Below are 24,901 nucleotides of genomic sequence, written 5' to 3'. Positions count from 1 at the left end.
GGACGCACCGAGGGCGGCCCACACCGGGCCGCCCTCACACCACCATGGCGCGCACCTCGTCCGTGAAGGCGTGCTCGTCCTCGGTGTGCACCACCAACGGTGGCAGGACGGTCAGCTCCGCGGGTCCCCCCTTCACCGCGTGCAGCAGCACCAGCTTCGCGGGCCGGTCCGCGCGCGGATGGACCCACCGCACCACGCGCGGCTCCAGCCCGAAGACGCGCAGCACCGTCACCAGCTCCGCGAAGCGTGACGCCGGGTACACCATGCACAGCCCTCCCCGGGGTTCGAGCAGGTGCGCCGCGGCCCTCGACACGTCCGACAGCTCGCACGCGAGCTCATGCCTCGCCAGCGCCTTCTCCGTGGACAGGCTGGTGTGCCCCGTCGCCCGCGCGCGGTAGGGCGGATTGCACAGCACCTGCGCGAAGCCGCCCGCCGGGAACTGCTCGTCCACGCGCCGCAAATCCCCCAACACCAGCGACACCTCGCGCTCGCAGTGGTTGAGCAGCACGTTGCGTCGGGCCAGGGAGAACAGGCCCGGCTGCAGTTCGAGCCCGAGGAGGTCCTTGCCGCGCCACCGACAGGCGAGCACCAGCGGGATGATGCCGCAGCCCGTGCCCAGGTCCATCAGCCGCCCGCGCCCCGCGCCGCCCACCGACACCGCGAAGTGCACCAGCAACAGCGGGTCCAACGTGAAGCGATAGCCCAGCCGGCGCTGGAGCACCCGCACCGCTCCGCCACAGATGGCGTCCAACGTCTCGCCGGGCCCCACCTGGAGCTCCGGCGCCGAGCGCCCCGACTCGTCCGGCGCGCTGTGCGTCAGCACCCTCACGCGGGCGGACTACGCTTCCGTGTCGAGGAACAGCAGGCCCGCCGGAGGCAACGGCTCCACACGGAGTGTCCTCGGCGGCAGCGTGGCCTGCGCCTCCATCACCGCGCGCACCTCCCAGATGGGCGGCGGATTGAGCGCGAAGCCCACCTGGAACGTGCCCGACTCCACCCCCTTCACCAGCGTCTCCAGCCCCTGCACCGGGAACACCTGGGGATGTCCCGCCGCCTCGGGCTCGCGGATGCCCAGCACCGTCCTCAGCACCAGCGCGTTGAGCAGCGCCAGGTCCAGGCTGCGCAGCGTCGGGTTGCGCGGCGCGCCCTTCAGGTGCGCCAGGTCCAACCCCTGTCGGAAGCGCAGGATGCGCCCCCTGCCGCCCGGCAACACCAGCAGCACCGCGTGGTGCCCGGTGATGAGCGTCGCCAGCCGCTCCCGCGCGGCGATGAGCCCTCGAGGTGTGTCAAGCGGCTCGTCCAGTTCGTACACCCGCGCGTACGCGGTGACGAGGGTGAGGAAGGTCTCCTCCTTGAACGTCTCCACGCCCTTGAGCGCGCGGTGGATGGGGAGCACCTCCAGCCCCGGGTCCGACAGGGGCACCACCGCGGCCAGCGTGGGCCCGCCTTCCGCCAGCGCGCTGAGCGGGCGCATGGGGGCCTCGTCCAGCACGGCCTGGATGCGCTTGGAGACGGGCGAAGGTTCGATGCGGCGCAGCGACAGCGGGTGGCCGTCGTAGTCCCCCTCCCACACCAGGGTGGAGCGCTCGCTCGCCTCGGCCAGCAGGCCCCGGAAGACACCATGGTCGTCCGCGGTCAGCGTGACGGCGGGCTCGGCCTCCCACGCACGGGGCCGGTACGGGTCATCCTCCAGCGGGGTGCCCGCGTCCGGCCGCAGCGAGCACAGCAGGTAGCGGACCGGTGGGCCGCCCAGCTTGCCCGCCGGGCTGTGGACCTCCACCACGTAGAGCGCGGGCCGGGCGTCGCGCAGCAACGTGCCCGACTCCCGCTGGCGTCGCAGCTCCGCCGAGGGGTTGGCGGCCTCCAGCAGGGGCCGGACGTGGGAAGGCTGGGGCACCGCGTTGCTGCGCGGCACGTAGCCGCTGGGCTCGAGGGTCCGAGCCAGCGGGGTCAGCAGGGCCGTGAAGGGATGGACGCGCGCCATGTCGCGAGGAAAGGTGGTGTCTGCCTCCCCTCGGTGCCACGACGCATGCTCGCCCGCCCCCCGGGCCGTCTACCACCAGACGTTGCGGTAGGGCCGGTCCTTGGCGGACTTCAGCGCGGAGCGGTCCACGCTCTCCTCCCACAGCAGGCTCACCGTGGTGATGGCGCCCGCGGAGCCGAGGAAGGACAGCACGTACGGCGTCGACTGGTCGAAGCCGCCCAGCACCAGGCCGGAGATGAGCAGCACCGCCGCGCCCACGCCCGCGCCGAACAGGTCCGCGCGCAGAATCTGCGAGGGCGTCGGGTTGTAGCGCATGGTGGCCAGCGCCAGCGCGCCAGCGCCGATGCCCGGCGCGAGCAGCAGCGTGTCCCGCCACGTCTTCGAGGAGATGTCCGTTCCGGAGAAGTGGATGACGGCCAGCAGCAGCGCCGCGTAGGCCGCGCCCCACCCCGCGCCGGAGGAGATCAACAGGCCGTCGTTCAGCGGGAGCTGCCCGCCGCCGAGCCCCGCCGTCAGCCACGCGCCCAGCTCCGCGCCCAGGAACGCGGACCAGGTGAGCACCCCCGCGTCCTGGGTGAAGAGGTCCATGAAGCCGGCCATGAAGGCGCCGCCCACGCCGGAGTTGATGATGGTGAAGGACGCCATGGGCTTGTCCACCCAGTTGTTGAATTGCCACCAGGAGGACGCGCCGAAGCCCAGGCCCGCGCCAATCAACGTGCCGGCCAGCATCGCCTCGCGCGAGCTCTGGTCGAAGTCGAAGTCATTGGCGAACGCCTGCGTGAAGAAGCCACCCAGCGCGCCCAGCGCGGTGTGATGCGCGATGAAGCGGAAGCTGCCCGGCCCCGACAGGAAGGGCCCCAGGCGCTGACGCCCATCCAGGATGGCGCCGCTGTCCACATACGGCGGCGGCGTGGCCGAGGCCGACGGCGTCAGCGACGCGGGCGTGCCGTCCTGCGTCAGCGGTGACTGGCGCAGGTCCGGCGCGTCCGCGCGCGGCACGTCTGACGTTTGTGGAGGGTTGTCCACGCGTGGCATCGTCGCCGGGTCCGCAGGAGAGGCCGGCACGGTGTTCGACGGCGGCGGCTCGGCCATCCGAGGGTCGGCGTACGGGTCCACGGGCGGCAGCGGCGACGGCTCCGGCGGAGTCGAGGGCGCGGGATCCTGCGGAGGATACGCGGGCTGCGCCGGAGCCGGCTCCGACGGGTACGACGAGCCCACCTGGGCGCGCGCGCCTTCGGGCGTCGCGAGCAGCAGCGTGAAGACGGAGCAGAGACAGAGCCAGTTTCGCAGAGGTGACACGCAAGGACTCCTTGGGTCCAAACGACACAAGACCACAACCCAGGCCCGGGTGGTGTTTTTTGCGCGCACCTGGGCGGGTGGAAGTGTGTCTCGGTGGCTCGAAGCGTCACGGGCACGGCATTCGTGCACGGCTGCTTCAATTCCCTCGCGACCCGGAGCGACCTCGGGCATCCGTGCACATCATGCCCAACGGGTTCTCGTGGTCCGAGCTCGATGTCGACTCCGCTCGTGTGGTCGTCATCAAGGATGTCCCCCTGCCCTCCTCACGTCGGGACTTCGTCCTGTACTGGTGCATGGTCAACCATCGCGCCGAGGAGAACCACGCGCTCGATGCGGCCATCGCGCTGGGCAACCACCTGGGGTTGCCCGTCGTCGTGTATCAAGCGCTGCGTCCGGACTACCCCCATGCATCGGACCGGCTCCACGCGTGGGCGCTGGAGGGCATGGCGGACCTCGCGTCGGCCTTCGCGTCGCGCGGCCTGCCCTACTGGCTGGAGCTGCCGCGCACGACGAAGCAGCATCACCCCCGACTGGCGGAGCTGGGACGGCGCGCGGCGGCGGTGGTGTCCGACCTCTTCCCCACATACATCATCCCCGGCCACTTGCGAGGCGCGGCCAAGGCCCTGGATGTGCCGCTGTTCGCGGTGGACGCCTCGTGCGTGGTGCCCATGCAGCGCATCCCCACGGTGCAGGCCGGCGCGTACACGCTGCGCCCCAAGCTCCAGAAGCTGTGGCCCGAGTACCTTGGACGGACGTTGCGCGCGCGTCCGGTGAAGGCCGCGGCTGCGGGACGCGCCCTGGAGCCGGACTTCGAGCTGGCCGACGCGAAGCAGGCCCGGCAGGAGCTGTCCGCCTTCCACATCGACCACAAGGTGGCGGCGCTCGAGGAGCGCGGTGGACGCAAGGCGGCGCTCAAGACGCTGGAGGCCTTCCTCCACGGCAAGCTCGAGGGCTACGACACCGAGCGCAATGACCCCGGCCGCGCGCACCAGTCCGGCCTGTCCCCCTTCTTCCACTGGGGCAACCTCTTCGCGGGCGAGGCGGCCCGGGCGGCCATCCGCGCGCGTGGCACGGACCACCCCGCGGTGAGGAGCTTCCTCGAGGAGCTGCTGGTGCGGCGCGAGCTGGGCTTCAACTTCTGCTTCCACACGCCCGAGGACAAGCAGCTCTCCGTGGAGTCCCTGCCGGGCTGGGCGCGCGAGACGCTGTCCACCCACCAGAAGGACCCGCGCGAGCACCTGTACTCCCTGGAACAACTGGAGCACGCGCGCACGGCGGACGGCCTGTGGAACGCGGCGCAGCGCGAGCTCTTGGAGCGCGGCCGCATCCACAACTACCTGCGCATGCTGTGGGGCAAGAAGATCCTCGAGTGGAGCGCCACGCCCGACGAGGGCCTGAAGCGCATCGCCCACCTCAACGACAAGTACGCGGTGGACGGCAGGGACCCCGCGAGCGTGGCCAACTTCATGTGGGTCCTGGGGCTGCACGACAGGCCGTTCCAGGAGCGCAAGGTGCTGGGCAAGGTGCGGCCGATGAGCTCGCCGCGCACGGCGGAGAAGTTCAACCTGGCGCCCTACATGACGCGCTGGGGCCGGCCGGGAGATCCGCCGGTGAAGCTCAAGCGCTCGCGCCGCGTCCAGGAGTGATGCGCCGGGCCGTTGACATTCGTGCGCTCAAGGGCGACTCGGCGGTTCCCTTCTCGGCCCGGCGTCGATAAACGAATGGCCAGGACACTGAAATCAGGAGCCGTGCCATGGGCATGCTGAAGTTCGATATCCCCCACTCCCTGCCGAAGGACCAGGTGAAGCAGCGCGTCGAGGAGCTCCTCCGGTACTGGGGTGGCAAGTACGGAGTGAAGGCCGACTGGCAGGGCGAGGGCGCCAAGATTGTCGGCAAGGTGATGGGCATCCAGTTGGACGCCTCGTTCGTCATCACCGACAAGGCCGTCGAGGGCGAGGGCACGGACCCAGGCATGCTCCTGCGCGGGCAGGCCAAGTCCTACCTCCAGAAGAAGTTCGGCGCCGTGCTGGACCCCAGCAAGTCGCTGGACCAGGTGAAGTCCTCGCTGGACTGAGGGCCCTCCGCCTCCGCGCGACACTCAGTGCGGAGGCTGCTCCTCCAGCGCGGCGAGCGCATAGCGCGCCGCGCGGGAGATGGCCTCGGCCGAGTCCAGCATCTCCGGGTAGTGCCCCGCCAGCGTGCGCTGGGGGAAGCGCAGCTGCGCAATCGCGTTGCGGTAGCTGCGACGGGCCGCCTCGGAGTCGTGGCTGCGCTCCTGCACCTGTGCCAGCAGGTAGTGGCCGATGGCGAGCGTGGGCTCCAGGAAGAGCGCCTTGCCCAGCTCCGAGCGCGCCTCCCGCAGCTCCCCGGCCTGCAGCGCGGCCACGCCACCGAACACGCGCGCCTCCACGCACAGCGGCTCGCGCTGGATGGCCTGGGCGAACGCCTCCCGCGCCTCGGTGATGCGGCCGGTGAGCGAGTAGAGATTGCCCAGCGTGAGCAGCGCGTCGAGATCACTCGGCTCGTCCACCAGCAGGCGCTGCACGCCCTGGATGGCGGCGGGGAAGTCCCCCTGCGTCATCTTCCGCACCGCCATGGCCAGCCGCTCCGCGGGAGGCAGCAGCTTGGGCCACGCGGTGGCGGCGGGAAGCTCACCGGTGACGGTGCGCGCGGGCGCGGACACCGCCGGCAGCTCCACGGTGGGACGCGTGCGGACCGCGTCCGCGGCGCTCACCGCCGGCAGCTCCACGGTGACGCGGGGACGGCCCAGGTCGTTGGTCTTCGTCGTCGCGGGCGGATGCGTGCCGGAGGCCTGCGTCGTGGACGCGGCGGGCAGCGGGCGCACGGCCGGGAAGGCACCGGAGAGCGCGCCGGGACCTCGGGTGGACGCGGTGTCCGGGGTGCTCGCGCGAGGACGGGCGCCCTGGGCCAGCTCGACCGCGGGGCGGGCGTAGACGGCCGGGGAGAAGGGCTCGGGCTCCGGCGCGCGGGCCGGCGGCTCGGTGGAGACGGGGTACGGGTGGATGCGCAGGGGCGGCGGACGGTAGCCCTTGTCGCTGGGCGGGCGCCGGTACACGAAGGCGCCGTCGACCTCGATCATCTCGAAGCGGTCATAGACCTTGAAGAGGCTCTCCGAGTACCCGAGGAACAAGAGCCCCCCGGGCCGGAGCGCGCTCAGGAAGCGGTCCATCAGCCCGCGGATGGTGGGCAGGTCGAAGTAGATGATGACGTTGCGGCAGAGGATGAGGTCCAGCGAGTTCAGCGCGACCTTGTCGAAGACGGGGACCGCCAGGTTCTGTCCATCGAAGCGGATGTACTCACGCAGCGCGGGCAGCGCCTCGTGGCCATCCTCGACGGGGCGGAAGAAGCGGGCCAGCCGCTCCGGATGGATGCTGATGCTCCGGCGCGTCGAGAACCTCCCCTGCCGGGCGGCCTCCACCGCGGCCAGGTTCAGGTCGGTGGCCCACAGGTCCACCTCCGCGGACAGCGCCCCCAGCTCCGCCAGCACCATGGCCATGCTGTAGGGCTCCTCGCCCGTCGCACAGCCCGCGGACCAGATGGACACCTTGCGCATCTCCCGCCGCGCGCGGGCGAGCAGGTCCGGCAGCACGCTCTTCTCCAGCGCGCGGAACTGCTTGGCGTCGCGGAAGAACTCCGTGTGCCCCACCGTCACCAGGGGCAACAGCGAGCGCAGCTCCTCCTCGCCTCCCACGCCCGTCAGGCGCTGGAGGTAGCGCTCCGGCTCCTCGATGCCGAGCACGGGCATGCGGGTGGACAGGGCCAGCCGCAGGCTGTGGAACCCATCCGGGGTGATCTTCAGCCCCGCGCGCTCCAGGAGGAGCGCGGCCAGTTGCTGAAGCACTTTGTTGCTCACGTTCAGCACGCTTCCACCCACTGCACCAACGTGGGGCCGATGCGCTCCAGCGGCAGCACCTCCTGCGCCGCCCCGAGCAACACCGCCTCGCGAGGCATGCCCCACACCGCGGACGTGCTCTCATCCTGGGCGATGGTCCGCCCTCCCCGCTCCCGGATCTCCTTCATCCCCCGAGCCCCATCCCGCCCCATTCCCGTCAGGATGACTCCGACACAGCGCGAGCCGAAGGACTCCCCGGCCGAAGTGAGCAGCATGTCACACGAGGGCCGGAATCCACGGAGCGCGGGCCCCGAGTCCAGCTCCAACCTGCCCTCGGGTCGCACCAACAGGTGACTGCCCGACGGGGCGATGTACACCGTCCCGGGCACCATCACCATGCCGTGCTCCGCCTCCGTCACTCCCAGCGCCGTCTCCATCGTCAGCCAGTGCGCGAGGCCCTCCGTGAAACCCTCGCTGATGTGCTGGCAGTAGGCGATGGGCGCGGGAAAGTCTCGTGGAATCTTCCGCAGTACCTGTGCGACCGCCTTGGGCCCCCCCAGGGAGGCGGCAATGGCCACCAGGGGATAGGGCGGCGCGGGCAGGTCCTCCTTGGGCAGCTTCGCCGAGGGGCGCGTCTGGGTCTGCCGCACGGCCTTCACCTGGGCCAGCATCACCAGCTTGCGCGACACGTGGGCCCAGAACTCCGGGCCCGGAATCGCGGGGCGCTCCATCACGTCCAGCGCGCCCAGGGCCATGGCCTGGAAGGCCTCCTGGCCGGTGAGGGCCCCGGGGTGGAGCGCCAGCACGGGCACGGGCCGCCCCGCCATCACCTGCTCGATGGCCTCCAGCGCCTCCAGGCCGGTGAGGTCCACCAGCGCCACGTCCGGGAAGTGGCGCTGCACGGCGACGAGCGCGCCAGGGAAGTCGACCTCGGCGGGCCCCACCGGGACGAGCGACTCGCCGTCGAACAGGCCCCGGGCCGCGAGCGCGCGCAGCCCCTTGCCCACCATGAGCACCCTGAACGCCATCGCCGCCGCGACCGGTCCGCCCAAACGCCGCTCCTCAGGTCAGCCGATCGATGGCCTGGGCGAGCACTTCCACGCCCAACTCTCCCTTGACGAGGTACGCGTCAGCGCCCGCATCCAGGCCGCGCCGCTTGTCCTCGGGCGAGGCGAGCGACGACAGGATGATGACGGGGATGCGTGCCACGGCGGGGGTCGACTTCAGCCTGCGCGCGAGCGAGAAGCCGTCCATCTTCGGCATCTGCACGTCGGTGAGGATGAGGTCGTAGGTGTTGTTCTGCACCTTGCCGTAGGCCTCCTCGCCGTCCTGCGCCTCCTCCACCATGTGCCCCAGCGCCTTGACGAGCGCGCCCTCGGTGGCGCGGGCAATGGGCGAGTCGTCCACCAGCAACACCCGGAGCCGCTTGGCGGCCGGAGCCTGGGTGACGGGCCGCGCCATGCGGCGCACCTCCGCCATGATGTCCGGGACGTGCAGCAGCACGGCGATGCGGCCGTCCTCCAGCGCGGCGGTGCCCGCGATGAAGGGCGCGCCCTTGAGGAACTCACCGCCGCACGGCTTCACCGCCACCTCGCGCTCGTCCACGAAGCCGTCGACGACCAGCGCCGCGTGGTCCTCGCCGTGGCGCACGACGACGGCCGGCGGCTTGTCGAAGCGGTTGCCGCCGTTGAGGCCGAGCAGCGGCCCCAGCGCGACGAGCGCCGTGGGCTTGCCCCGGTGGCGCACCGCGAGGGTGCCGAAGATCTCCAGCCGGTCCTCCGGCTTGACGCGCATCACGGCCTCGACGTCCGCGGCGGGCATGCCGTAGACGTCGTCGCCCAGGCGCACCAGCAGCACCTTCATCAACGCGAGCGACTGGGGCAGCCGCAGGGTGATGGTGGTGCCACGGCCGATGCGGCTGTTGACGCCGACGGAGCCGCCGAGCGTCTCCACCTTGCGCTTCACCACGTCCATGCCCACGCCGCGGCCGGACAGCTCGCTGACCTGCTCGCGGGTGGAGAAGCCCGGACGGAAGATGAGCTCGATGGCCTCGCGCTCCGACAGCGAGGCGGCCTGCACCGCGGTGATGAGGCGCTTGTTGATGGCCACCTGGCGCAGGCGCTCCGGGTCGATGCCGCGCCCGTCGTCCTCCACCTCGATGTGCAGCATGTCGCCGTCCACGCGCACGCGGATGCGGATGCGGCCCGTCTGCGGCTTGCCCAGCGCCTGGCGCGTGTCCGGGGACTCCAGGCCGTGGTCCACCGAGTTGCGCAAGAGGTGCACCAGCGCGTCGCGCACGTCGCCCAGCATGGACCGGTCCACGCCGATGTCGGCGTTCTCGATGAGCAGGTCCACTTCCTTCGTCTGCGTGCGCGCCATGTCGCGCACCGCGCGCGGGAAGGCGTCGAACACCGTGGACAGCGGCACCAGCCGGGCCTCGGCCACGTGGTCCGCCATCTTCGACAGGTTGCCGTGCAGCGTGTTGATGCCGTCGTCGTTGCGCCGCACGAAGCGGAACGCATCGTCGCGCAGCATGTGCAGGTCGCTCTCGACGCGGTCCAGCTGCGCGCGCACCTCCAGCGGGATGTCCAGCGCCTCCGCCAGGCGCAGGAACCGGTCGCCCATGCGGCTGAAGCGCTCGAACAGCTCCTCCGTCTCGGAGCTGCGCAGCCGCCCCCGGGCGCTCTCCACCAGCAGGTCGCCGGCGAGCAGCCCCAGCGAGTCCAGCACCTCCACGTTGACGCGGATGGTGCGGTCGGCGATGGCCGACTTGGCGGCGCTCGGGGCCTCCTCCTCCGCGCGGCCCGACGCGGGCGCGGGAGCATGGGCCACGGGCGCGGCGATGACGGGCGCCTCCACCGCCGGAGCCCGGACCACGGGCGCCTGCACCGGCGCGGCCACCATGGGGGCGGGCGCGGGCGGCGGGGGCTTCGCGCCGGGGATGGCGGGCGCGGCCTGACCGGAGACCTCCGCCAGCGCGCGGACCATGTCCTCGCTGGCGGGCGTGCCGGTGTTGGCACCGGACAGGTCCTCGATGAGGTCCGACAGGACGTCGCAGGCACGGAGCATGACGTCCGTGGCGATCTCCGTGGCCGTGCGTCCCTCGCGCTCGGCGCGCAGGACGTCCTCCGCCGCGTGGGCGAGCTGACCGATGGCGGCGAGGCCCAGCATGCGGGCCTCTCCCTTCATCGTGTGCAGCTCGCGCGCGACGTCGTCCGCGGCCTGGTCCGCGGTTTCCTTCTCCAGGTCCAACACGCCCAGCTGAATCTTCTGGAGGCGGTCGGCCGTGACCTCCTGGAACTTCTTCAGGAGGGATTTCTTGAGAGCCTCGGTGTCCATGGGCGGTGAGTGCTGCGCACCCTCCCCTTCCCGGAAGAGCTAGTCGGCCTTGAAGCGCTTGATGAGCTCCGCGAGACGAGCGGCCAGCTGCGTGAGCTCCGCGGCCGCGCCCGTCGCCTGCTTCGACGCCTGCGTCGTCTGACGCGTCACGTCCTCGATCTCCGCCATGGACGCCACCACCTGCTCGGTGGCCGTGCGCTGCTGCTGCGTGGCGAGGTTGATGACGCGAGCGGCGTCGCTCGTCTCCTGCACGCCGGCGAGGATGCCCTCGACGGCCTGCGCGGCGACGGCGCCCAGCTTCTCACCCGACTCGGTGGCGGACTTGGACGCCTCGGCGGCGCCCGCGGCCGCGGCGGTGGCCTCGCGGATCTCCGTGATGAGGTTCTTGATCTCCTTGGTGGAGTCCAGGACGTTCTCCGCCAGGCGGCGCATCTCCGCCGCGACGATGGAGAAGCCCTTGCCCGCCTCACCGGCGCGGCTGCCCTCGAGCGCCGCGTTCAGCGCGAGCAGGTCCGAGCGGTCGGCGATCTCGTCGATGACCTCCACCACGGTGCCGATGCGCTCCACGCGCTTGGACAGCTTGGCGATGGAGTCCGCCACCGCGACGCCGTCGCTGCGGATCTGCTGCATCGCCTGGATGAACTCACCGATGGCGCCCCGGCCCGCGCGCGCCGCGCCCAGCGTCTCCTCGGCCACGCGCGCCACGCTGCCCGCGTTCTCGGCGATCTGCGCGGAGGCGTGCTTGAGCTCCTCCATGGTCGCCGTCGTCTCGTGGATGGCGGCGGCCTGCTCCGTGGAGGACGTCTCGTGCTGCGTGGACGCCGCGAGCACCTGGTTGGCGGACGAGGACAGCCTCAGCGCCGCCTCGTTGATCTCCCGCACGAACGTGCGCAGCGTCTCGATGACCTTGCCGAAGCCCTCGAGCAGCGGTCCCAGCTGGGGGTCCTCGGTGGTGGTGTTCCACCGGGACAAATCGCCCTCGCGCACCAGGCTGATGAGCGCGTCCAGGGCCTGGTCGATCTCCTGCGCCGCCACGTGCTTGCGGTGCTCGGAGCTGGCGAAGTTGTCCAGCACCTGGTTGAGCAGGTGGGCCAGCTCCTCGCCGCCCTCGCCCACCAGCTCCTTGGGGACGCGGGCCTGGAGGTTGCCGGCGAGCACCGTCAACAGCGTGTCGGTGAAGGCCTTGTGGGGGATGGGGGCCGCGGGCGCGGCGGCACCGGCCGCCTTGGAGGCAGGGGCCTTCCGGGCGGAACGGGCCTTGGACGTGGGCTTCTCGTTGGGGGTGTCCAGGGACATTGCGGTCAGTGCCTTCCTTGAGTTCCTCGGGTCCTGGCGGTCTCCACCAGGTCAATCAGCAACACGGTGCGGGCTTCTTCCAGGCACACACCGACGGCATAAGCGGCCGCGCCCGCCGTGGGGGGCATGCGGCGAAGTTGAGTCACGGGGATGGGGCGCACGCCCCGGACGGCGTCCACCTTCAGGTGGCCCTCGCCCTCCGGCGTGTCGAACACCAGCGCGCGATTGCCCCGGTGCAACAGGCCCAGCTCCGGCAGGGTGATGTCCTCCGGCAACGAGCGATCGATCCGCAGCACCTGCGACGCGTCCGTGCCGAACACGCCCCCGCCGATCTCGAAGAAGAGGATGTCCACCTCCTCCACCTTCTCCTCCAGGTCGAGCGACTCGTCGTTCATCGGGCCACCGCGCGCTGCCTGGCCGTCTGCAAGAGCTTGGAGAAGTTGAGCAGGTTGATGCTGTCCTGCGGCGTGGCGCCCGGCACCACGCCCATCAGGTGCTCGGCCGCAGCGTCACCGCCCAGCGGCGGTGGGAGGATGTCCGCCACGGGGATGCGGCGCAGGCCCAGCACCGTGTCGGCGACGACCCCGGCGACGATGCTCCCGGTGATGCCGATGAACAGGCGCGTGCGGGGACCGATGCGCGCCTCGCCCTTGGAGAGGAAGCGCAGGAGGTCCACCACGGGCAGCACCTCGCCGCGGTGGCCCGTGACGCCCATGATGAAGGAGGGCGTCCTCGGCAGGGGGGTGAGCAGGCCGGCGCGGAACACCTCGAGGACGTTCTCACTGGGCACGCCGAGCCGCAGGTCTCCCACCCGGAAGCAGAAGAACTCCTGCTCCGGTCGGGCTTGGACGGCCACGGCGCGGTCCGGAGCCATCCGGAGTGCTCGCTGGAGGGGAGTCGAGGTCGTGGTCAAGGCGTCCGAGTATCCGGAGGGGACGAAAACCGGTCAAGTGTCGGCATCAAGCTGGCCGGCCGCTCGCCGTTTCGATGGTCCGCGCTGAACCAAAGGTGTAGGGTTCCACCCCGAATCCTTTGAGGAGGACGATGTCGCGCGTACTGGTCATTGATGACAGCCCGATGCTGGTGGAGCTCACCGTCCGGGCCCTCACCGCCGCCGGCTATCAGGTGAGCGGGGCCCAGGACCTGACGAGCCTCAACCAGAAGCTCTCCGAGGGGCCGTTCGCGCTCATCCTCATGGACGTGAACATGCCGGAGATGTTCGGCGACGACGTCGTCGAGTACCTCCGGAGCCAGAAGAAGGTCACCTCCAAGCTGGTGCTCTACTCCGACATCTCGGAGGCGGAGCTGGCCGGCAAGACGAAGGCCTCCGGCGCGGACGGCTACATCCTCAAGAGCGGCGGCCTGGAGGCCGTCATCAGCGGCGTGATGAACCTCATCGGCGCCCCCGCCCTGGGTGTCCCCGCCGCCGTCCCCGCTCCCGCCGCGCCCGCCCCCACGGAGGCCCCCCAGGCGGCCCCCGCCGCGCCCGCGCCCATCGCCTCCACGGGCCTCAAGGCCGCGCCCAGCACGGGCGGCCGCAAGCCGCGCATCCTCATCGTCGACGACAGTGAGATGACCGCGCGGATCATCGAGGCGGACCTGGTCGCCAAGGGCTTCGAGGTCCACGTCGCGGACACCGCGGACAAGGCCACGAAGATCATCCTCAAGAAGCAGACGCGTCCGGACCTGGTGCTGCTGGACGTGCGCATGCCCAACGTGAACGGCGAGCAGTTCTGCCGCTTCATCAAGAGCAACAGCCTCTTCAAGGGCATCAAGGTGCTCTTGTGCTCCGGCGAGAATGTCGAGGAGCTCCAGCGCATCTGCCGCGAGGCTGGCGCCGACGGCTACATCCCCAAGGACGCCGTGATGGGCAACCTGGTGGCCAAGGAGCTGATGCCCCCCGGCGGCGAGTAGCCCTCCGCCCACGTCGTCCCGTCCTGCTGGATGAAGGGCCCTCCTCACCGGGCCCCATCCTCCCGAGTCGAGCGCCCTACCCGCGCCCCGCGGCGTTCTCGCGCTCCTCGAGTCCCCGCGCGAAGTTGCCGATGATGATGCCGGGCCGCGCCGCCTTCAGTCGCTGCAGCAGCGTGCGCACGCCCACCGGCTCTCCACCCGCGCCCACGTCGCGCGCGGCCTCCAGGTACTGGAGCGGGTCGATGGCCAGGGAGCGCGTCTGCACCTGGTCCACGCGGTACTTCTTCACCAGCCGCTCCAGCGCCTTCACCTCGCCCTCGCGGTCCGTGACGCCGGGGAACAGGAGCAGGTTGAGCGCCAGGTACGCGCCGCGCTCGCGCGCGAGGGCGATGGACGCCTCCACGTCCTCCCAGCCGTACTTCACCGGCTTGTAGTACGCCTCGTAGAGGCCCTTGGTCGCCGCGTTGAGCGACACGCGCACGGCGTCCAGGCCCGCGTCGAGCAGCGCCTCCAGGCCCTGGGTGAGGCTGGCGTTGGTGTTGATGTTGATGGAGCCCTTCTGCGTGCGCGCGCGCATGTAGCGGATGGACTCCGCGATGAACTTCCAGCGCGTGAGCGGCTCGCCCTCGCAGCCCTGGCCGAAGCTCACCATGGTGCGGCCCTGCGCGTTCTCCAGATGGAACAGGCCGATGGCGCCCATCTCCTCCGCGGTGGGCCCGTCATCCATGCGCTCGTGCGACGCGGGAGGTCCGTCCGCCGGCTGGTCGGAGATGCAGCCCACGCAGCGCGCGTTGCACATCACGGACGCGGGGATGGCCGCCTCGTCGCGGACATAGAACGTGTTCTGCGACGTGAAGCACCGGTACAACAGCGCGCACGTCTTGAGCTGCTTGAGCACGCGGTTGTCCGGGAAGCGCTTCATGTGCGCGTCCACGAGCGCCTTCATGTCCGGCGTGGAGTAGCGCTCCGGATCCCAATGCGAGCGGCGGTCCGTGTGGATGGCCCACGCCACCGGCCCATCCTTCCCCCACGCCGCCGCCGTGTATGCCCACTGCGGCAGCACCGGCCCGTCTCCCTTCACCTCGCCCGGAAGGAACGTGCGCGTGTAGCCCGGGGGCAGCAGCGCGCCCACCGCGTTGGGGACGAACGTCTTGCCACCCACGTTCATCTGCCGCACCAGCTCCAGCTCCCCCGTGTCGGGGTGCAGGCCCACGGGCAGCCTGCCCGGCAAGTGCACCAGCCGCCCGGCGGACGGCAGCGGGATGGGCTTGTCCTGGGGAGGAACGAGCTCTTCTCCGCTGCGCAGCGTGGCCAGCAGGTAGGGATGCTCCATCACCCGGCCCTTGGGGTCGGCGAACAGCAGCTTCGGCGCGGACGTCATGGGGACGCTAACTACCACCGGCCCCCCTTCTGTTTCGATGGCGAACCGTCATCGGACGCACTGCATTCAACGCCGCGCGTCATCCCTCCGAGGTAACAAAGGCTCACCGGTGACATGTGCACCGCTTGGGCGGACGCCTTGATTCCCTCTAGACGCCCCGTTAGGGTCCGCGCGCTTTTTCAGTCCCCCTCTCGGAGGCAAGTCGTGATCGTCGGAGTTCCCAAGGAGATCAAAACCCGTGAGTACCGCGTCGGCATGGTGCCTGCGGGCGTGCGCGCGCTCACGAGCGCGGGCCACACGGTGCTGGTCGAGACGAACGCCGGCGTCGGCTCTGGCATCCCCGACTCGGAGTACCAGCGCGTGGGCGCGACGCTCGTCGCCAGCGCGGACGAGGTCTGGAAGCGCGCGGAGATGATCGTCAAGGTGAAGGAGCCCATCGCGCCGGAGTACGAGCGCATCCAGCCCGGGCAGATCATCTACACGTACTTCCATCTGGCCGGCGTGGACCCGGAGCTGACGAAGACGCTCGTGAAGAAGAAGGCGGCGGCCGTCGCCTACGAGACGCTGCAGCTGGATGACGGCAGCCTCCCCCTGCTCAAGCCCATGTCCGAGGTGGCCGGGAAGATGGCCATCCAGGTGGGCGCCGCGTGCCTGGAGAAGGCGCACGGTGGCAAGGGCATCCTGCTGGGCGGCGTGCCCGGCGTGCGCCGCGGCCGCGTCACCGTCATCGGTGGCGGCGTCGTCGGCCTGTGCGCCGCGAAGGTCGCCGTGGGCATGGGCGCCGAGGTCACCATCCTCGACGTCAACCTGGAGCGCCTGACCTACCTGGACGACGTGTTCCTCGGCCGCGTCAGCGTGCTCGCCTCCGACACGGAGAGCATCGCCGCCTCCGTGCGCGAGGCCGACCTGGTCGTGGGCGCGGTGCTCATCCCCGGCGGCAAGGCCCCCAAGCTCGTCTCCGAGTCGCTCATCTCCGAGATGACCCCGGGCTCCGTCGTCGTCGACGTCGCGGTGGACCAGGGCGGCTGCATCGAGACCTGCAAGCCCACCACGCACGACAACCCGACGTTCGAGGTGCACGGCGTCGTCCACTACTGCGTCGCCAACATGCCCGGCGCCGTCCCCCAGACGTCCACGTACGCCCTCACCAACACCACCCGTCCCTACTCGCGGAAGATCGCCGACATGGGCCTGGTGGAGGCCGTGAAGTCGGACCGCGCCCTGGCCCGTGCGATGAACACCTACAACGGCCACGTCACCTACGAGGCCGTCGCCAAGGACCTGGGGTACGAGTACCTCTCCATCTCCGAGGCGCTCGCGCGCAAGTAGCCCGCCCAGCAGCCTGACAGGCAGGGCACTTCCCGAGGGGGAGGCGTGGATGGCGACATCCCGTCTCCCCTTCGTTATTGAAAATGGGGAATAAAGTTCCCCGTCGGGAGTCTGGCGTACCCGAAGCGACCGGACGGGCGGGTGTGACTGGGAAGCCGTTGTTGCCAGTTCTGTTCCCGTGCATACATTGATGGGCAGGCGACAACTCATTCCCCAATTGTTTCGGGCCTCTGGAAGGCGGGACATGTTGGATTTCAGACAACCCAACCGGACGAAGCAGGAATTCGAGGAACTGGCGCTGGCCCACCTGGACCCGCTCTATTCGGCGGCCCTGCGCCTGACGAAGAACGAGCGCGATGCCGAGGACCTGGTGCAGGACACCTGCATGAGGGCCTACCGCTTCTTCGACAAGTTCGAGCGGGGCACCAACATCAAGGCCTGGCTCTTCAAGATCCTCACCAACACGTTCATCAACCGCTACCGGCGCAAGGTGAAGGAGCGCACGGTGGTGGAGGGCGTCGAGCGCGAGGCGGTGCACGAGCGCTTCGTGAGCCGGGACGCGACGGACTTCGCGGCCAACCCGGAGCAGTACTTCTTCGACCGGCTCCTGTCGGACGACGTGCTGCGAGCCATCGACTCCTTGCCCATCGACTTCAGGCTGGTGGTCATCCTCGCGGACCTGCAGGAGTTCTCCTACAAGGAGATCGCCGAGATCCTCGAGTGCCCTGTCGGCACCGTGATGAGCCGCCTGTTCCGAGGCCGCAAGCTCCTGCAGAAGACGCTGCGCGAGTACGCGGTGGGCCAGGGTGTCTTCCGCCACGAGGGAGAGGGCGCGGAGCCCCCGGCGAACCTCGAAGAGTATCGTCAAAGGAAGAAGACGGGGTAGAAACAGGTTCCTACCGCGCGCCCATGACCTGCCAGGAACTCGAACGGCTTCTGTATCCGTACCTCGACGGCGAATTCCAGCCGGAGGAGCGGGTCGACCTCGAATCCCACCTCTCCGCGTGCGCTGGATGTCAGCGCCGCGTGGAGGAAGAGCGGAACATGCAGCTCGCCCTGCGGCGGGCCGCCAGACACTCCGTGCAGCGGATGCAGGCCCCGGCCTCGCTCCGCGCGGGCATCGCCCAGGGGCTCCACCAGGAGCACCGCCGCGCGCAATATGGGGTCTGGCTGCGCGCGGGCGCCGTCGCCCTGGTGGTGGTAACGGTGACGAGCGGCTGGTCCGCGTATCAGGCGGGCAAGCGCGAGCGGCTGGCGAAGGAAGAGCTGGTCCTGCGCTTCAAGCGTCCGCTGCCGTACGAAGTCACCGCGTCCAACTCCGAGCAGCTGGAGACGTGGTTCAAGGGCACGGTGGACCCTCGCGTCGCGCTGCCACAGCTGCCTCGCGCCAAGCCGCTGGGCGGCCGCATCTCCATCCTCAACGGCCGCGAAGTGGCGTACATCAGCTACGAGACGCTCCCCGACGAGGGTGGCCCCAGCCGGCGGCTCGGCGTGTTCGTGGTGCCGGACGAGTCGAGCCCCCGTCCCCAGGCGCTGCCCGCGGTGGAGGTCGACTCCGCGCAGGGCTTCAACATCGTGACCTGGCGGGATCACGAGGTCGTCTACGAGATGGTCACCGACATGGACGAGCGTGACATCCTGCGCATGCTCGAGGAGCGCGAGCACGGCGCCGCGTTGGCCAGCACGCCCCGGGCGATGGAGTCCGCGGACGGGAATTACTCGTACCAGACACTCCCGATGCCCGCGCGCTCGCGCCCCGCCGTCTCCGTCGAGCCCGCGTCGTTTCCCTGAAGCGTGCTGTGGCGCCTGCCCGACTGCCCTGCGGGCGGAGTTTCGTACGGCCCGAACATTTGACGGTCCCTGACATGGCCGATAGCCTCGACGGCGCTTCTTTCCTCGCGCGCCACCGTCACCCGTGGCGCCCGCGCGCGCCGCACCCAGGTCGGGCCGTTCCTACATGTCCAAGAAAATCCTGATCGTCGAAAAGAGCGACACCGCCCTCGCAGCCACCCTGAGGCCCGTCCTGGAGGGACGGGGCTTCACCGTGGAGGACACCGCGGACGGCAAGGGCAGCGTGGAGCAGATTCGCCGCGACAGGCCCGACCTCGTCGTGCTGGCGGTGGAGCTGTCCGCCGGACAGAACGGCTACCTCATCTGCGGCAAGCTGAAGAAGGACGACGACCTCAAGAACGTCCCCATCGTCATCGTCGGCAACCCGGATGGCTTCGCGCAGCACCGCAAGCTGAAGGCGCACGCGGACGAGTACGTGCCCATGCCGGTGGACGCCAACCTGCTCACCGAGCGCGTGGGCGCCATCATCGGCTTCCCCGAAGTGGCCGTCTCCGAGGATGTGGTCGACGAGAGCCTCACGCTGGACGCGCTCGGCGACGAGCCGATGACGGCGGACTTCGGTGAGGAGATCTCCGTCGACACCGGCGAGGACGAGGAGCCCGCGGTCGCCGGCGAGGAGCTGGACCTGGACGCGGCGTTCAGCGACATGTCGTCGCCGGAGCCCGAGCCCGCCGCCATCGTCGAGGAGCCCGTGGAGGCCCCGCCCGACGCCGTCGTCGAGGGCGTGGAGGAGGACTTCTCCGGCCTGGACGCGCTCGGCTCGGACGCGGACGATGCGCTGGACTCGCTGGACGACTCGGAGAAGACGGTCGTGGGCTTCATGCCCGTCGCCACCGCGCCGGTGGCGCCCGCCCCGCTGAAGGTCATCGAGCCGCCCAAGGCCACCACCCCGCCCCCCGCGCGCACGCCGACGCCGCCCGCGCGCACGCCCGCGGTGGCCACCAGCGCGCCCGTGGCCGCGGCGCCTGTCACCTCCGCCGCGGACGCCGCCGAGCTGCGCAGCCTGCGCGCGAAGGTGGCCGAGCTGCAGGCCGCGTTGGAGGACTCGCGCGGCACCGCCTCCCAGGCCGAGGACCGGGTGCGTGAGCTGGAGGCCGAGCTGGAGGGCAAGGCCACCGAGCTGGAGACGGCCCGCGCCGCCACCGGCAAGAACGACAAGGACACCTTCGCGCTGCGCGACGCCGTCAACAAGCGCGACAAGGAGATCCTCCGACTCAAGACGGAGCTGAACCAGAAGGACCAGGAGATCGTCGAGCTCAAGGACCAGCACCTGGAGCTCGAGCAGGCGTCCAGCACGACCGAGTCGGAGATGGCCCGGCGCGACGCGCAGATCAAGACGCTCACCACCCGCGTGGACACGCTGACGGCGGAGCGCAAGCGCGTGGACCAGCAGCTCGCCACCTCCAAGGAGGAGGCGCGTGGCGCCGCCGCCCAGGTGACGACGCTCCAGGAGGAGCTGGATCAGCAGGCCGCGCAGACGGCGGGCCTCAACGCGGAGCTGGAGGAGCTGCGCAACCGCACCGGTCAGCTCGAGGTCGACGTGCAGACGGCGCGCGAGGAGGCCGACACCCTGCGCGGACAGGTGGAGAGCGCCCAGCGCGAGGCCGAGGAGCTGCGCTCCCAGCTGGAGCAGACGCAGACGGAGCTGTCCGAGCAGGGCACCCGCGCGGCCGAGGAGGCCGACGAGCTGCGCCGCCGCATCGCCGAGCTGGAGGCCACCGCCGTGCGCAACGAGGAGCGGGTCACCAAGCTCTACGCGCGCATCAAGAACGACGAGAAGCTGCGCGAGAAGACGAAGAAGGCGCTCGCCATCGCCCAGCAGCTGCTCGAGGAGAACGCCTCCTCCGTGGCCGACGACGCCGACGAAGCGGCGGCCTGAGGCAGCCCCCACGCCGCTCCCGCCACTGGCTCGATGCAAGGCGCTGGAGCGGCGGTGGAACCCGGGGTCGAAGCCCTCTTTGAAAGAGGGCTCCCCCACCCCGCCCCGTCTACTTGTCGTCGGTCTTCTTGGGGGCGGTCTTCTTCTCCAGCAGCTTCTTGGCGAACGTCTGCACCGCGGCCGGCACGTTCTTGTCGCGGCTCAGGTCCTTGAGCTCGCCGTCGCGCAGGGCGTTGAGGAACTTCATCGTGACGGTGAGCGGCACCTTGGGGTTCTTCACCAGGGCCAGCTTCACCTTCATGTTCTTGGTCCACTCGCGGTTGTTGTAGATGACGCGCAGCACGTCATCCATCATCGCGCGGTTGGAGGCGCACGCGAGCACCTCGCCGTCGGTGATGCGCGGGCTGCGGATGACGGCCACGGCGACCAGCTTGTTCGTCTCGCGGATGAGCGCGCCGCGGGCCTCCTTGTTGCCCAGCGTGGCCAGCTTGATCTTCTCCGCGATGGACATCTTCATCAGCCGCTGGGCCAGCGTCAGGCGCTTGCCCTCCTCCATGGGCGCGGCGTTCTCGTCCGCCACCTCGCCGCCCATCTCCTGGAGCACCTCCTGCGCGGTGGGGCCCGGGTCCGGCGGCGCCTCGGCGGCCTCGGGGCCGAACAGGCGCACGCGCGCGGCCTTCATCTGCGGCACGTCCGTCAGCTGCAGGCCGCTGCGCACCGCGAAGTCACAGACGCTGTCGATGAGGGACACCGGCGCCTGGGCGTTGGCGCACAGGCCGCGCAGGATGTCCTCGTAGCGCAACAGGCGCAGCTGATTCTGCCCGATGATCTCCGCCAGCTTCGGTCCACACTCGCGCGCCACCTGGGCCACGGCCTCGTCGGGCGTGTTCGAGTTGAGGACGAGCATCTCCGCGTAGGCATCCTTGTCCTTGAGCAGCCCGAGGAAGTAGCCCAGCACCTGGGGCTGCACCTCCTCGTCGCGCAGCGCGGAGCCGAGGATCTTCTCGGGCAGGCCCGCGGACGTCTTCGCCGCCGTCTCGCGCACGCCCGCGTCCGGGTCGTACGTCAGCATGTACAGCGCGCCCAGCATGTCGGACGGGCTGAGCGGCACGAGCGACTTGGCGGCCATCATCCGCAGCGGCACCGGCGCGGCCGGGTCCACGTGCTTGCGCAGGTTGGGCGGGAGGAACTCCGCGTTGAAGGGGCAGCCCGGGGGAGGCGCCGGGACGTTGCTGGGGGCGGCGGTGGTCATGTCGCGTGGTTCCTTCCGTAGATGATGCGCAGGCCCTCGAGCGTGAGGAACTCGTCCACTTCGTGGATGGCCTTGGATTCACTGGCCACCAGCGGCGCGAGCCCTCCGGTGGCGACGACCCTCACGGGGTGGCCCAGGTCGGCCTGCATGCGCGCGCAGATGCCGTCCACCATCCCGACGTAGCCGTACACGAGCCCCGACTGCATCGAGTGCACCGTGTTGCGGCCGATGACATGCGGCGGCCGCGCGAACTCCACGCGCGGCAGCTTGGAGGCGTTCTGGAACAAGGCCTCCATGGAGATGTTGATGCCCGGGCAGATGCAGCCGCCCAGGTACTCGCCCCGCGCGGACACCGCGTCGAACGTGGTGGCGGTGCCGAAGTCCACGACGATGAGCGCCGAGCGGTGCTTCTCGTACGCGGACACCGCGTTGACGATGCGGTCCGCGCCCACCTCGCGAGGGTTGTCGTAGAGGATGGGCATGCCCGTCTTCACGCCAGGCCCCACGAACATGGGCCGCATGCGGAAGTAGCGCTCGCTCATCTTCTCCAGGCTGAACTGGAGCGGCGGCACCACGCTGGACACCGCCACCGCGCCCACCTTCGCCGCGTCGATGCCGCTGTGCGAGAAGAGCTGGCGCACCAGGATGCCGTACTCATCCGAGGTGCGCCGGGTGCTCGTCTCCACGCGCCAGTGGTCGAGCAGCCGTCGGCCCTCGAACACCCCGAGGGCGGTGTTGGTGTTGCCAACGTCGATGGCCAGGAGCATCACCCCGCGCACTCTACTCCGAAGGCGCCGCTCAGCGGGGCGTCTGGCGCGAGCGCGGCGACTGCCTGGGGCGCAGCTGCTCCACGTCTCCGGCCAGCACGCGCTCCAGCTGTCCGCCCTCCGTGCGCACCAGCAACGCGCCGGACGGGTCGATGTCCTCGGCCAGGCCCCGCAACTCGCTGCGGTCCGTGCGCACCAGCACGTCCTGCCCCAGGGTGGACGACAGCTCCTTCCACCGGGCGCGCACCGCGTCGAACCCCGTCTCCAGGTACAGGTCCAGCCACTCCTCCATGCGCGTCCACAGGGAGGCGGCGAACCGGGCGCGGTGCACCTTCTCGCCCCGGGCCAGCGACAGCGAGGTGGCCACCCCGCGCAGCTCCTCGGGGAAGTGCTCGTCCTGGCAGTTGAGGTTGACCCCCACCCCGACGATGACGAAGTGCACCCGCTCCGGCTCGGCCGACAGCTCCGTGAGGATGCCCGCCACCTTGCGCCCGTCGATGTGCACGTCGTTGGGCCACTTGATGGCGGCGTCCACCCCGCACTCGCGCAGCGTCTCCGCCAGCGCGACGGCGGCCACCAGCGTCAGCTCCGGCGCGCGCTGGGGCGGCAGCTCCGGGCGGAGGATGGCGGAGAAGTACAGGTTCAGCCCCGGCGGCGACACCCAGGCGCGGCCCCGGCGGCCCTTGCCAGAGGTCTGCTGCTCGGCCACCACCACCTCGCCGTGCTCGGCGCCGTCCTGCGCCAGCCGGAACGCCACCTCGTTGGTGGAGCCCAGCACCGCGTGGTGATGGACCGTCCGGCCCAGGTCATGGGTCTCCAGCAGCGGCGCGACCTCCAGCGCGGTGAGGCGGTCCGGGACCTCCACCAGCCGGTAGCCCCGGGCGGGGATGGCCTCGATGCGATAGCCCTTGATGCGCAGGGCCTCCACCCGCTTCCAGACCGCCGTGCGGGACAGCCCCAGCTTGCCCGACAGGGCCTCCCCGGAGGTGTAGTCCTCACCACTCTCGGAGAGGAACCCGAGGATGAGTTCCTCCTGCGTCTGCTCGGTCGATTCCAGGGCCACGGCGACACCTCACGAGAGCGCAAGGGTACGGAGCGGCGGCCGGGCTTTCAACTCGCCGGGCCGGGGCCCTCGGCGGCCCCTCCTCGCCCTCCGTCCCGGCCTTCAGCCGGCCGGTGGGGTGCTCGCCCCGGGGGCACGACTCCCACCCACCTCGTAGGCGGTGAGCTCCAGGTGCGTCTGGGGGATGCGCTGCTGGCTCGCCGTCTCCAGGAAGATCTCCATGCGCACCATCCCGACGCCCGGCGCGAACGTCATCGCGTTGACGAGCGTGGCCTGGGCATCCACCCGGTTGCGCCCCTCCACCTGCACGCAGGACGGGAAGGTGCCCGCGGGGGTGTCACACGCGCTGCCCGCCTGGACGATGCGATAGCGCTCGGTGGACGACACCGACACCACGTTCGTCCACGCGTGCCCGGTCTCCAGGGGGCCCCGCAGCAGGTAGCGCTTGGGGTCCCTCAGCCCGTAGGCATCCACGGCGAGCTGGCCGCCCTGGTTGTCGTGGAAGAAGCCCTCCTCCTGCTTGAGGATCTCCACCGTGACGAGCTTGTCGGCGCGGCCGTTCTGCCGGTACGTCCAGCTGTTGCCCACCGCGAGCGGGTAGTAGTCCGCCACGCTCCCGGCCACGGCCGACGTCTGCGACTCCGACTCCACGCGCTTGGAGCAGCCGCTCCCCAGCATCATCGTGGCCAGCAGGGCGGCGGCGCCCACTCCGAACGAACGGTTCATCTCGATGTCAGTCCGCGTGGTCCCGGCCACGCGCCTCCGCGGTGATGTGCTTGCGTGAAGCGTAGAGCGTCTCCAGGGCCTGCTGCGCCGCGGCCTGCACGGCGGGCGCGTCATGCCCCTGGGCCACCGTATACAGGTACGCCTCCGCCTCCGGGCCACCAATCTCGCCCACCGCGAAGACGAGCTCCTGCACGAAGCCGTTGTCCTTGCCGCGCGCCAGGTCGATGAGCGCCGGCACCGCCACGCGCGCCTTCATCTCCACCAGCGCGCCAATCGTCTTGCGCAGCACGTCCCCGTCCGAGGACTCCTTGAGCCGCTCGATGAGCAGCGGCGCCGCGGCGGGGTGCTGGCGCTCGGCCAGCGTGCGCAGCGCGAACTCACGCAGCCGCGCATCGTCCGCGCGCAGCTCCTGCACCAGCACGTCGTCCGTGCGCTCCAGCGCGTTGAGCTGCATCACCGCGGAGTCCGTCACCTGCTTGAGCACGGCGTCCAGCGCGGCGCGCATGGCGGCCTGCCGGCCCGCGGGCGAGTCCTCCATCACCGGCGCCTCGCCCAGTCCCACCACCTCGTAGTGCTGGGGCAGCTCCCCTCCGAAGCGCTCCAGCACGAGGTTGGCGCCCACCTCGGCGAAGCTGCGCGGATCCCCGTCCTTCAGGACCTCGCGCGTGAAGGGCACGTCCAACGTCAGGCGCCAGGGCCGGACGTCCTTCGTCACCTCGTCGCCCTTCAGCTCGAAGCGGCCGGAGGACTTCAGGGACTGGGTGAACAACGTCGCCACGCCCTCGGGCGCCAGGCCCAGGAGGGCGTTGTCCTTCACCGTCGCTCCGGAGACATCCACCGGAGAGACGGGGTAGCGCGGCGCCTGCGAGCGGCAGGCGCCGAGGAGGACGGCGCAGAAGGCGAGAATCAGGGCCGGCTTCATCGCCCCCTCAGGGTAACACCCGAAGCGGGCCCGCGCCGGCCATTCC

Annotated in this window: 22 protein-coding genes; 7 read left to right on the top strand and 15 right to left on the bottom strand. The window is 70.6% G+C overall.

Annotated elements, in window-relative coordinates; all coding sequences use genetic code 11:
* Positions 1 to 34: 34 nt before the first annotated feature.
* The 3 genes from K8625_RS27920 to K8625_RS27910 all read right to left on the bottom strand — a co-directional run bounded on the left by K8625_RS27920 (position 35) and on the right by K8625_RS27910 (position 3,283).
* The gene (locus K8625_RS27920; RefSeq protein ID WP_223749965.1) at positions 35 to 829 is read right to left on the bottom strand and encodes a tRNA1(Val) (adenine(37)-N6)-methyltransferase; all 795 of its coding nucleotides are present in this window, start codon (positions 827 to 829) and stop codon (positions 35 to 37) included.
* Between the two features lie 9 nt (positions 830 to 838).
* Complete coding sequence (locus K8625_RS27915) at positions 839 to 1,984, bottom strand: DUF1015 family protein (RefSeq protein ID WP_223784408.1); 1,146 nt, start codon at positions 1,982 to 1,984, stop codon at positions 839 to 841.
* A 69-nt stretch (positions 1,985 to 2,053) separates the two neighbouring features.
* Positions 2,054 to 3,283 (bottom strand): hypothetical protein, encoded by a 1,230-nt coding sequence (locus K8625_RS27910; RefSeq protein WP_223784407.1) that lies wholly within the window; start codon positions 3,281 to 3,283, stop codon positions 2,054 to 2,056.
* A gap of 182 nt (positions 3,284 to 3,465) precedes the next feature.
* Here K8625_RS27910 and K8625_RS27905 point away from each other — a divergent pair, with 182 nt between their 5' ends.
* Complete coding sequence (locus K8625_RS27905; RefSeq protein WP_223784464.1) at positions 3,466 to 4,929, top strand: deoxyribodipyrimidine photo-lyase; 1,464 nt, start codon at positions 3,466 to 3,468, stop codon at positions 4,927 to 4,929.
* Between the two features lie 107 nt (positions 4,930 to 5,036).
* A complete protein-coding gene (locus K8625_RS27900) occupies positions 5,037 to 5,357 on the top strand; it encodes a polyhydroxyalkanoic acid system family protein (protein ID WP_046713526.1) in 321 nt (106 codons plus the stop codon).
* A gap of 24 nt (positions 5,358 to 5,381) precedes the next feature.
* Here the strand turns inward: K8625_RS27900 and K8625_RS27895 are convergent, their stop codons facing one another.
* The 6 genes from K8625_RS27895 to K8625_RS27870 are packed head-to-tail and all read right to left on the bottom strand — an operon-like array spanning position 5,382 to position 12,645.
* Entirely contained in the window at positions 5,382 to 7,166 is a 1,785-nt protein-coding gene (locus K8625_RS27895; RefSeq protein WP_223749968.1) for a CheR family methyltransferase, read from the bottom strand.
* Positions 7,160 to 8,164, bottom strand: coding sequence for a chemotaxis protein CheB (locus tag K8625_RS27890; RefSeq protein ID WP_223750040.1), 1,005 nt, complete (start codon positions 8,162 to 8,164; stop codon positions 7,160 to 7,162). The genes K8625_RS27895 and K8625_RS27890 overlap by 7 nt, the downstream gene beginning before the upstream one ends.
* Positions 8,165 to 8,198: 34 nt before the next feature.
* Positions 8,199 to 10,475 (bottom strand): hybrid sensor histidine kinase/response regulator, encoded by a 2,277-nt coding sequence (locus K8625_RS27885; RefSeq protein ID WP_223784406.1) that lies wholly within the window; start codon positions 10,473 to 10,475, stop codon positions 8,199 to 8,201.
* 39 nt (positions 10,476 to 10,514) lie between these two features.
* Complete coding sequence (locus K8625_RS27880; RefSeq protein WP_223784405.1) at positions 10,515 to 11,771, bottom strand: methyl-accepting chemotaxis protein; 1,257 nt, start codon at positions 11,769 to 11,771, stop codon at positions 10,515 to 10,517.
* A 5-nt stretch (positions 11,772 to 11,776) separates the two neighbouring features.
* The gene (locus tag K8625_RS27875; protein WP_223749971.1) at positions 11,777 to 12,166 is read right to left on the bottom strand and encodes a Frizzy aggregation protein FrzB; all 390 of its coding nucleotides are present in this window, start codon (positions 12,164 to 12,166) and stop codon (positions 11,777 to 11,779) included.
* A complete protein-coding gene (locus K8625_RS27870; protein ID WP_141332955.1) occupies positions 12,163 to 12,645 on the bottom strand; it encodes a chemotaxis protein CheW in 483 nt (160 codons plus the stop codon). The genes K8625_RS27875 and K8625_RS27870 overlap by 4 nt, the downstream gene beginning before the upstream one ends.
* A gap of 170 nt (positions 12,646 to 12,815) precedes the next feature.
* Here K8625_RS27870 and K8625_RS27865 point away from each other — a divergent pair, with 170 nt between their 5' ends.
* The gene (locus K8625_RS27865; protein ID WP_223749972.1) at positions 12,816 to 13,685 is read left to right on the top strand and encodes a response regulator; all 870 of its coding nucleotides are present in this window, start codon (positions 12,816 to 12,818) and stop codon (positions 13,683 to 13,685) included.
* Between the two features lie 76 nt (positions 13,686 to 13,761).
* Here the strand turns inward: K8625_RS27865 and K8625_RS27860 are convergent, their stop codons facing one another.
* Positions 13,762 to 15,066 carry a radical SAM protein gene (locus K8625_RS27860; protein WP_223784404.1) on the bottom strand — a complete coding sequence of 435 codons (1,305 nt, stop codon included), beginning with the start codon at positions 15,064 to 15,066 and terminating at the stop codon, positions 13,762 to 13,764.
* Between the two features lie 204 nt (positions 15,067 to 15,270).
* Between K8625_RS27860 and ald the strand changes: the two genes are divergently transcribed.
* The 4 genes from ald to K8625_RS27840 all read left to right on the top strand — a co-directional run bounded on the left by ald (position 15,271) and on the right by K8625_RS27840 (position 20,125).
* Positions 15,271 to 16,395, top strand: coding sequence for an alanine dehydrogenase (gene ald, locus K8625_RS27855; RefSeq protein ID WP_223749974.1), 1,125 nt, complete (start codon positions 15,271 to 15,273; stop codon positions 16,393 to 16,395).
* Between the two features lie 244 nt (positions 16,396 to 16,639).
* Entirely contained in the window at positions 16,640 to 17,281 is a 642-nt protein-coding gene (locus K8625_RS27850; RefSeq protein WP_223784403.1) for a sigma-70 family RNA polymerase sigma factor, read from the top strand.
* A 23-nt stretch (positions 17,282 to 17,304) separates the two neighbouring features.
* Entirely contained in the window at positions 17,305 to 18,186 is an 882-nt protein-coding gene (locus tag K8625_RS27845; RefSeq protein WP_223784402.1) for an anti-sigma factor, read from the top strand.
* 166 nt (positions 18,187 to 18,352) lie between these two features.
* Complete coding sequence (locus tag K8625_RS27840; protein ID WP_223784401.1) at positions 18,353 to 20,125, top strand: response regulator; 1,773 nt, start codon at positions 18,353 to 18,355, stop codon at positions 20,123 to 20,125.
* Between the two features lie 109 nt (positions 20,126 to 20,234).
* On the opposite strand, the gene K8625_RS27835 is transcribed toward K8625_RS27840, so the two are convergent.
* The 5 genes from K8625_RS27835 to K8625_RS27815 all read right to left on the bottom strand — a co-directional run bounded on the left by K8625_RS27835 (position 20,235) and on the right by K8625_RS27815 (position 24,855).
* Complete coding sequence (locus tag K8625_RS27835) at positions 20,235 to 21,377, bottom strand: hypothetical protein (RefSeq protein WP_141331228.1); 1,143 nt, start codon at positions 21,375 to 21,377, stop codon at positions 20,235 to 20,237.
* Positions 21,374 to 22,144, bottom strand: a complete 771-nt coding sequence (locus K8625_RS27830) for a type III pantothenate kinase (RefSeq protein ID WP_223749977.1) — start codon at positions 22,142 to 22,144, stop codon at positions 21,374 to 21,376. Before K8625_RS27830 ends, K8625_RS27835 begins: the two co-directional genes overlap by 4 nt.
* Positions 22,145 to 22,175: 31 nt before the next feature.
* A complete protein-coding gene (locus tag K8625_RS27825; RefSeq protein WP_255666032.1) occupies positions 22,176 to 23,201 on the bottom strand; it encodes a biotin--[acetyl-CoA-carboxylase] ligase in 1,026 nt (341 codons plus the stop codon).
* A gap of 108 nt (positions 23,202 to 23,309) precedes the next feature.
* Positions 23,310 to 23,963 (bottom strand): hypothetical protein, encoded by a 654-nt coding sequence (locus K8625_RS27820; RefSeq protein ID WP_223784399.1) that lies wholly within the window; start codon positions 23,961 to 23,963, stop codon positions 23,310 to 23,312.
* Positions 23,941 to 24,855 (bottom strand): HEAT repeat domain-containing protein, encoded by a 915-nt coding sequence (locus K8625_RS27815; protein ID WP_223749980.1) that lies wholly within the window; start codon positions 24,853 to 24,855, stop codon positions 23,941 to 23,943. The genes K8625_RS27820 and K8625_RS27815 overlap by 23 nt, the downstream gene beginning before the upstream one ends.
* Between the last annotated feature and the right edge of the window lie 46 nt (positions 24,856 to 24,901).

The sequence above is a fragment of the Myxococcus sp. AS-1-15 genome (assembly GCF_020037055.1).
Taxonomy (GTDB): domain Bacteria; phylum Myxococcota; class Myxococcia; order Myxococcales; family Myxococcaceae; genus Myxococcus; species Myxococcus fulvus.
The sequence above is the reverse complement of the archived record's forward strand: the minus strand, read 5'-3'. Positions and strand labels throughout refer to the sequence as shown.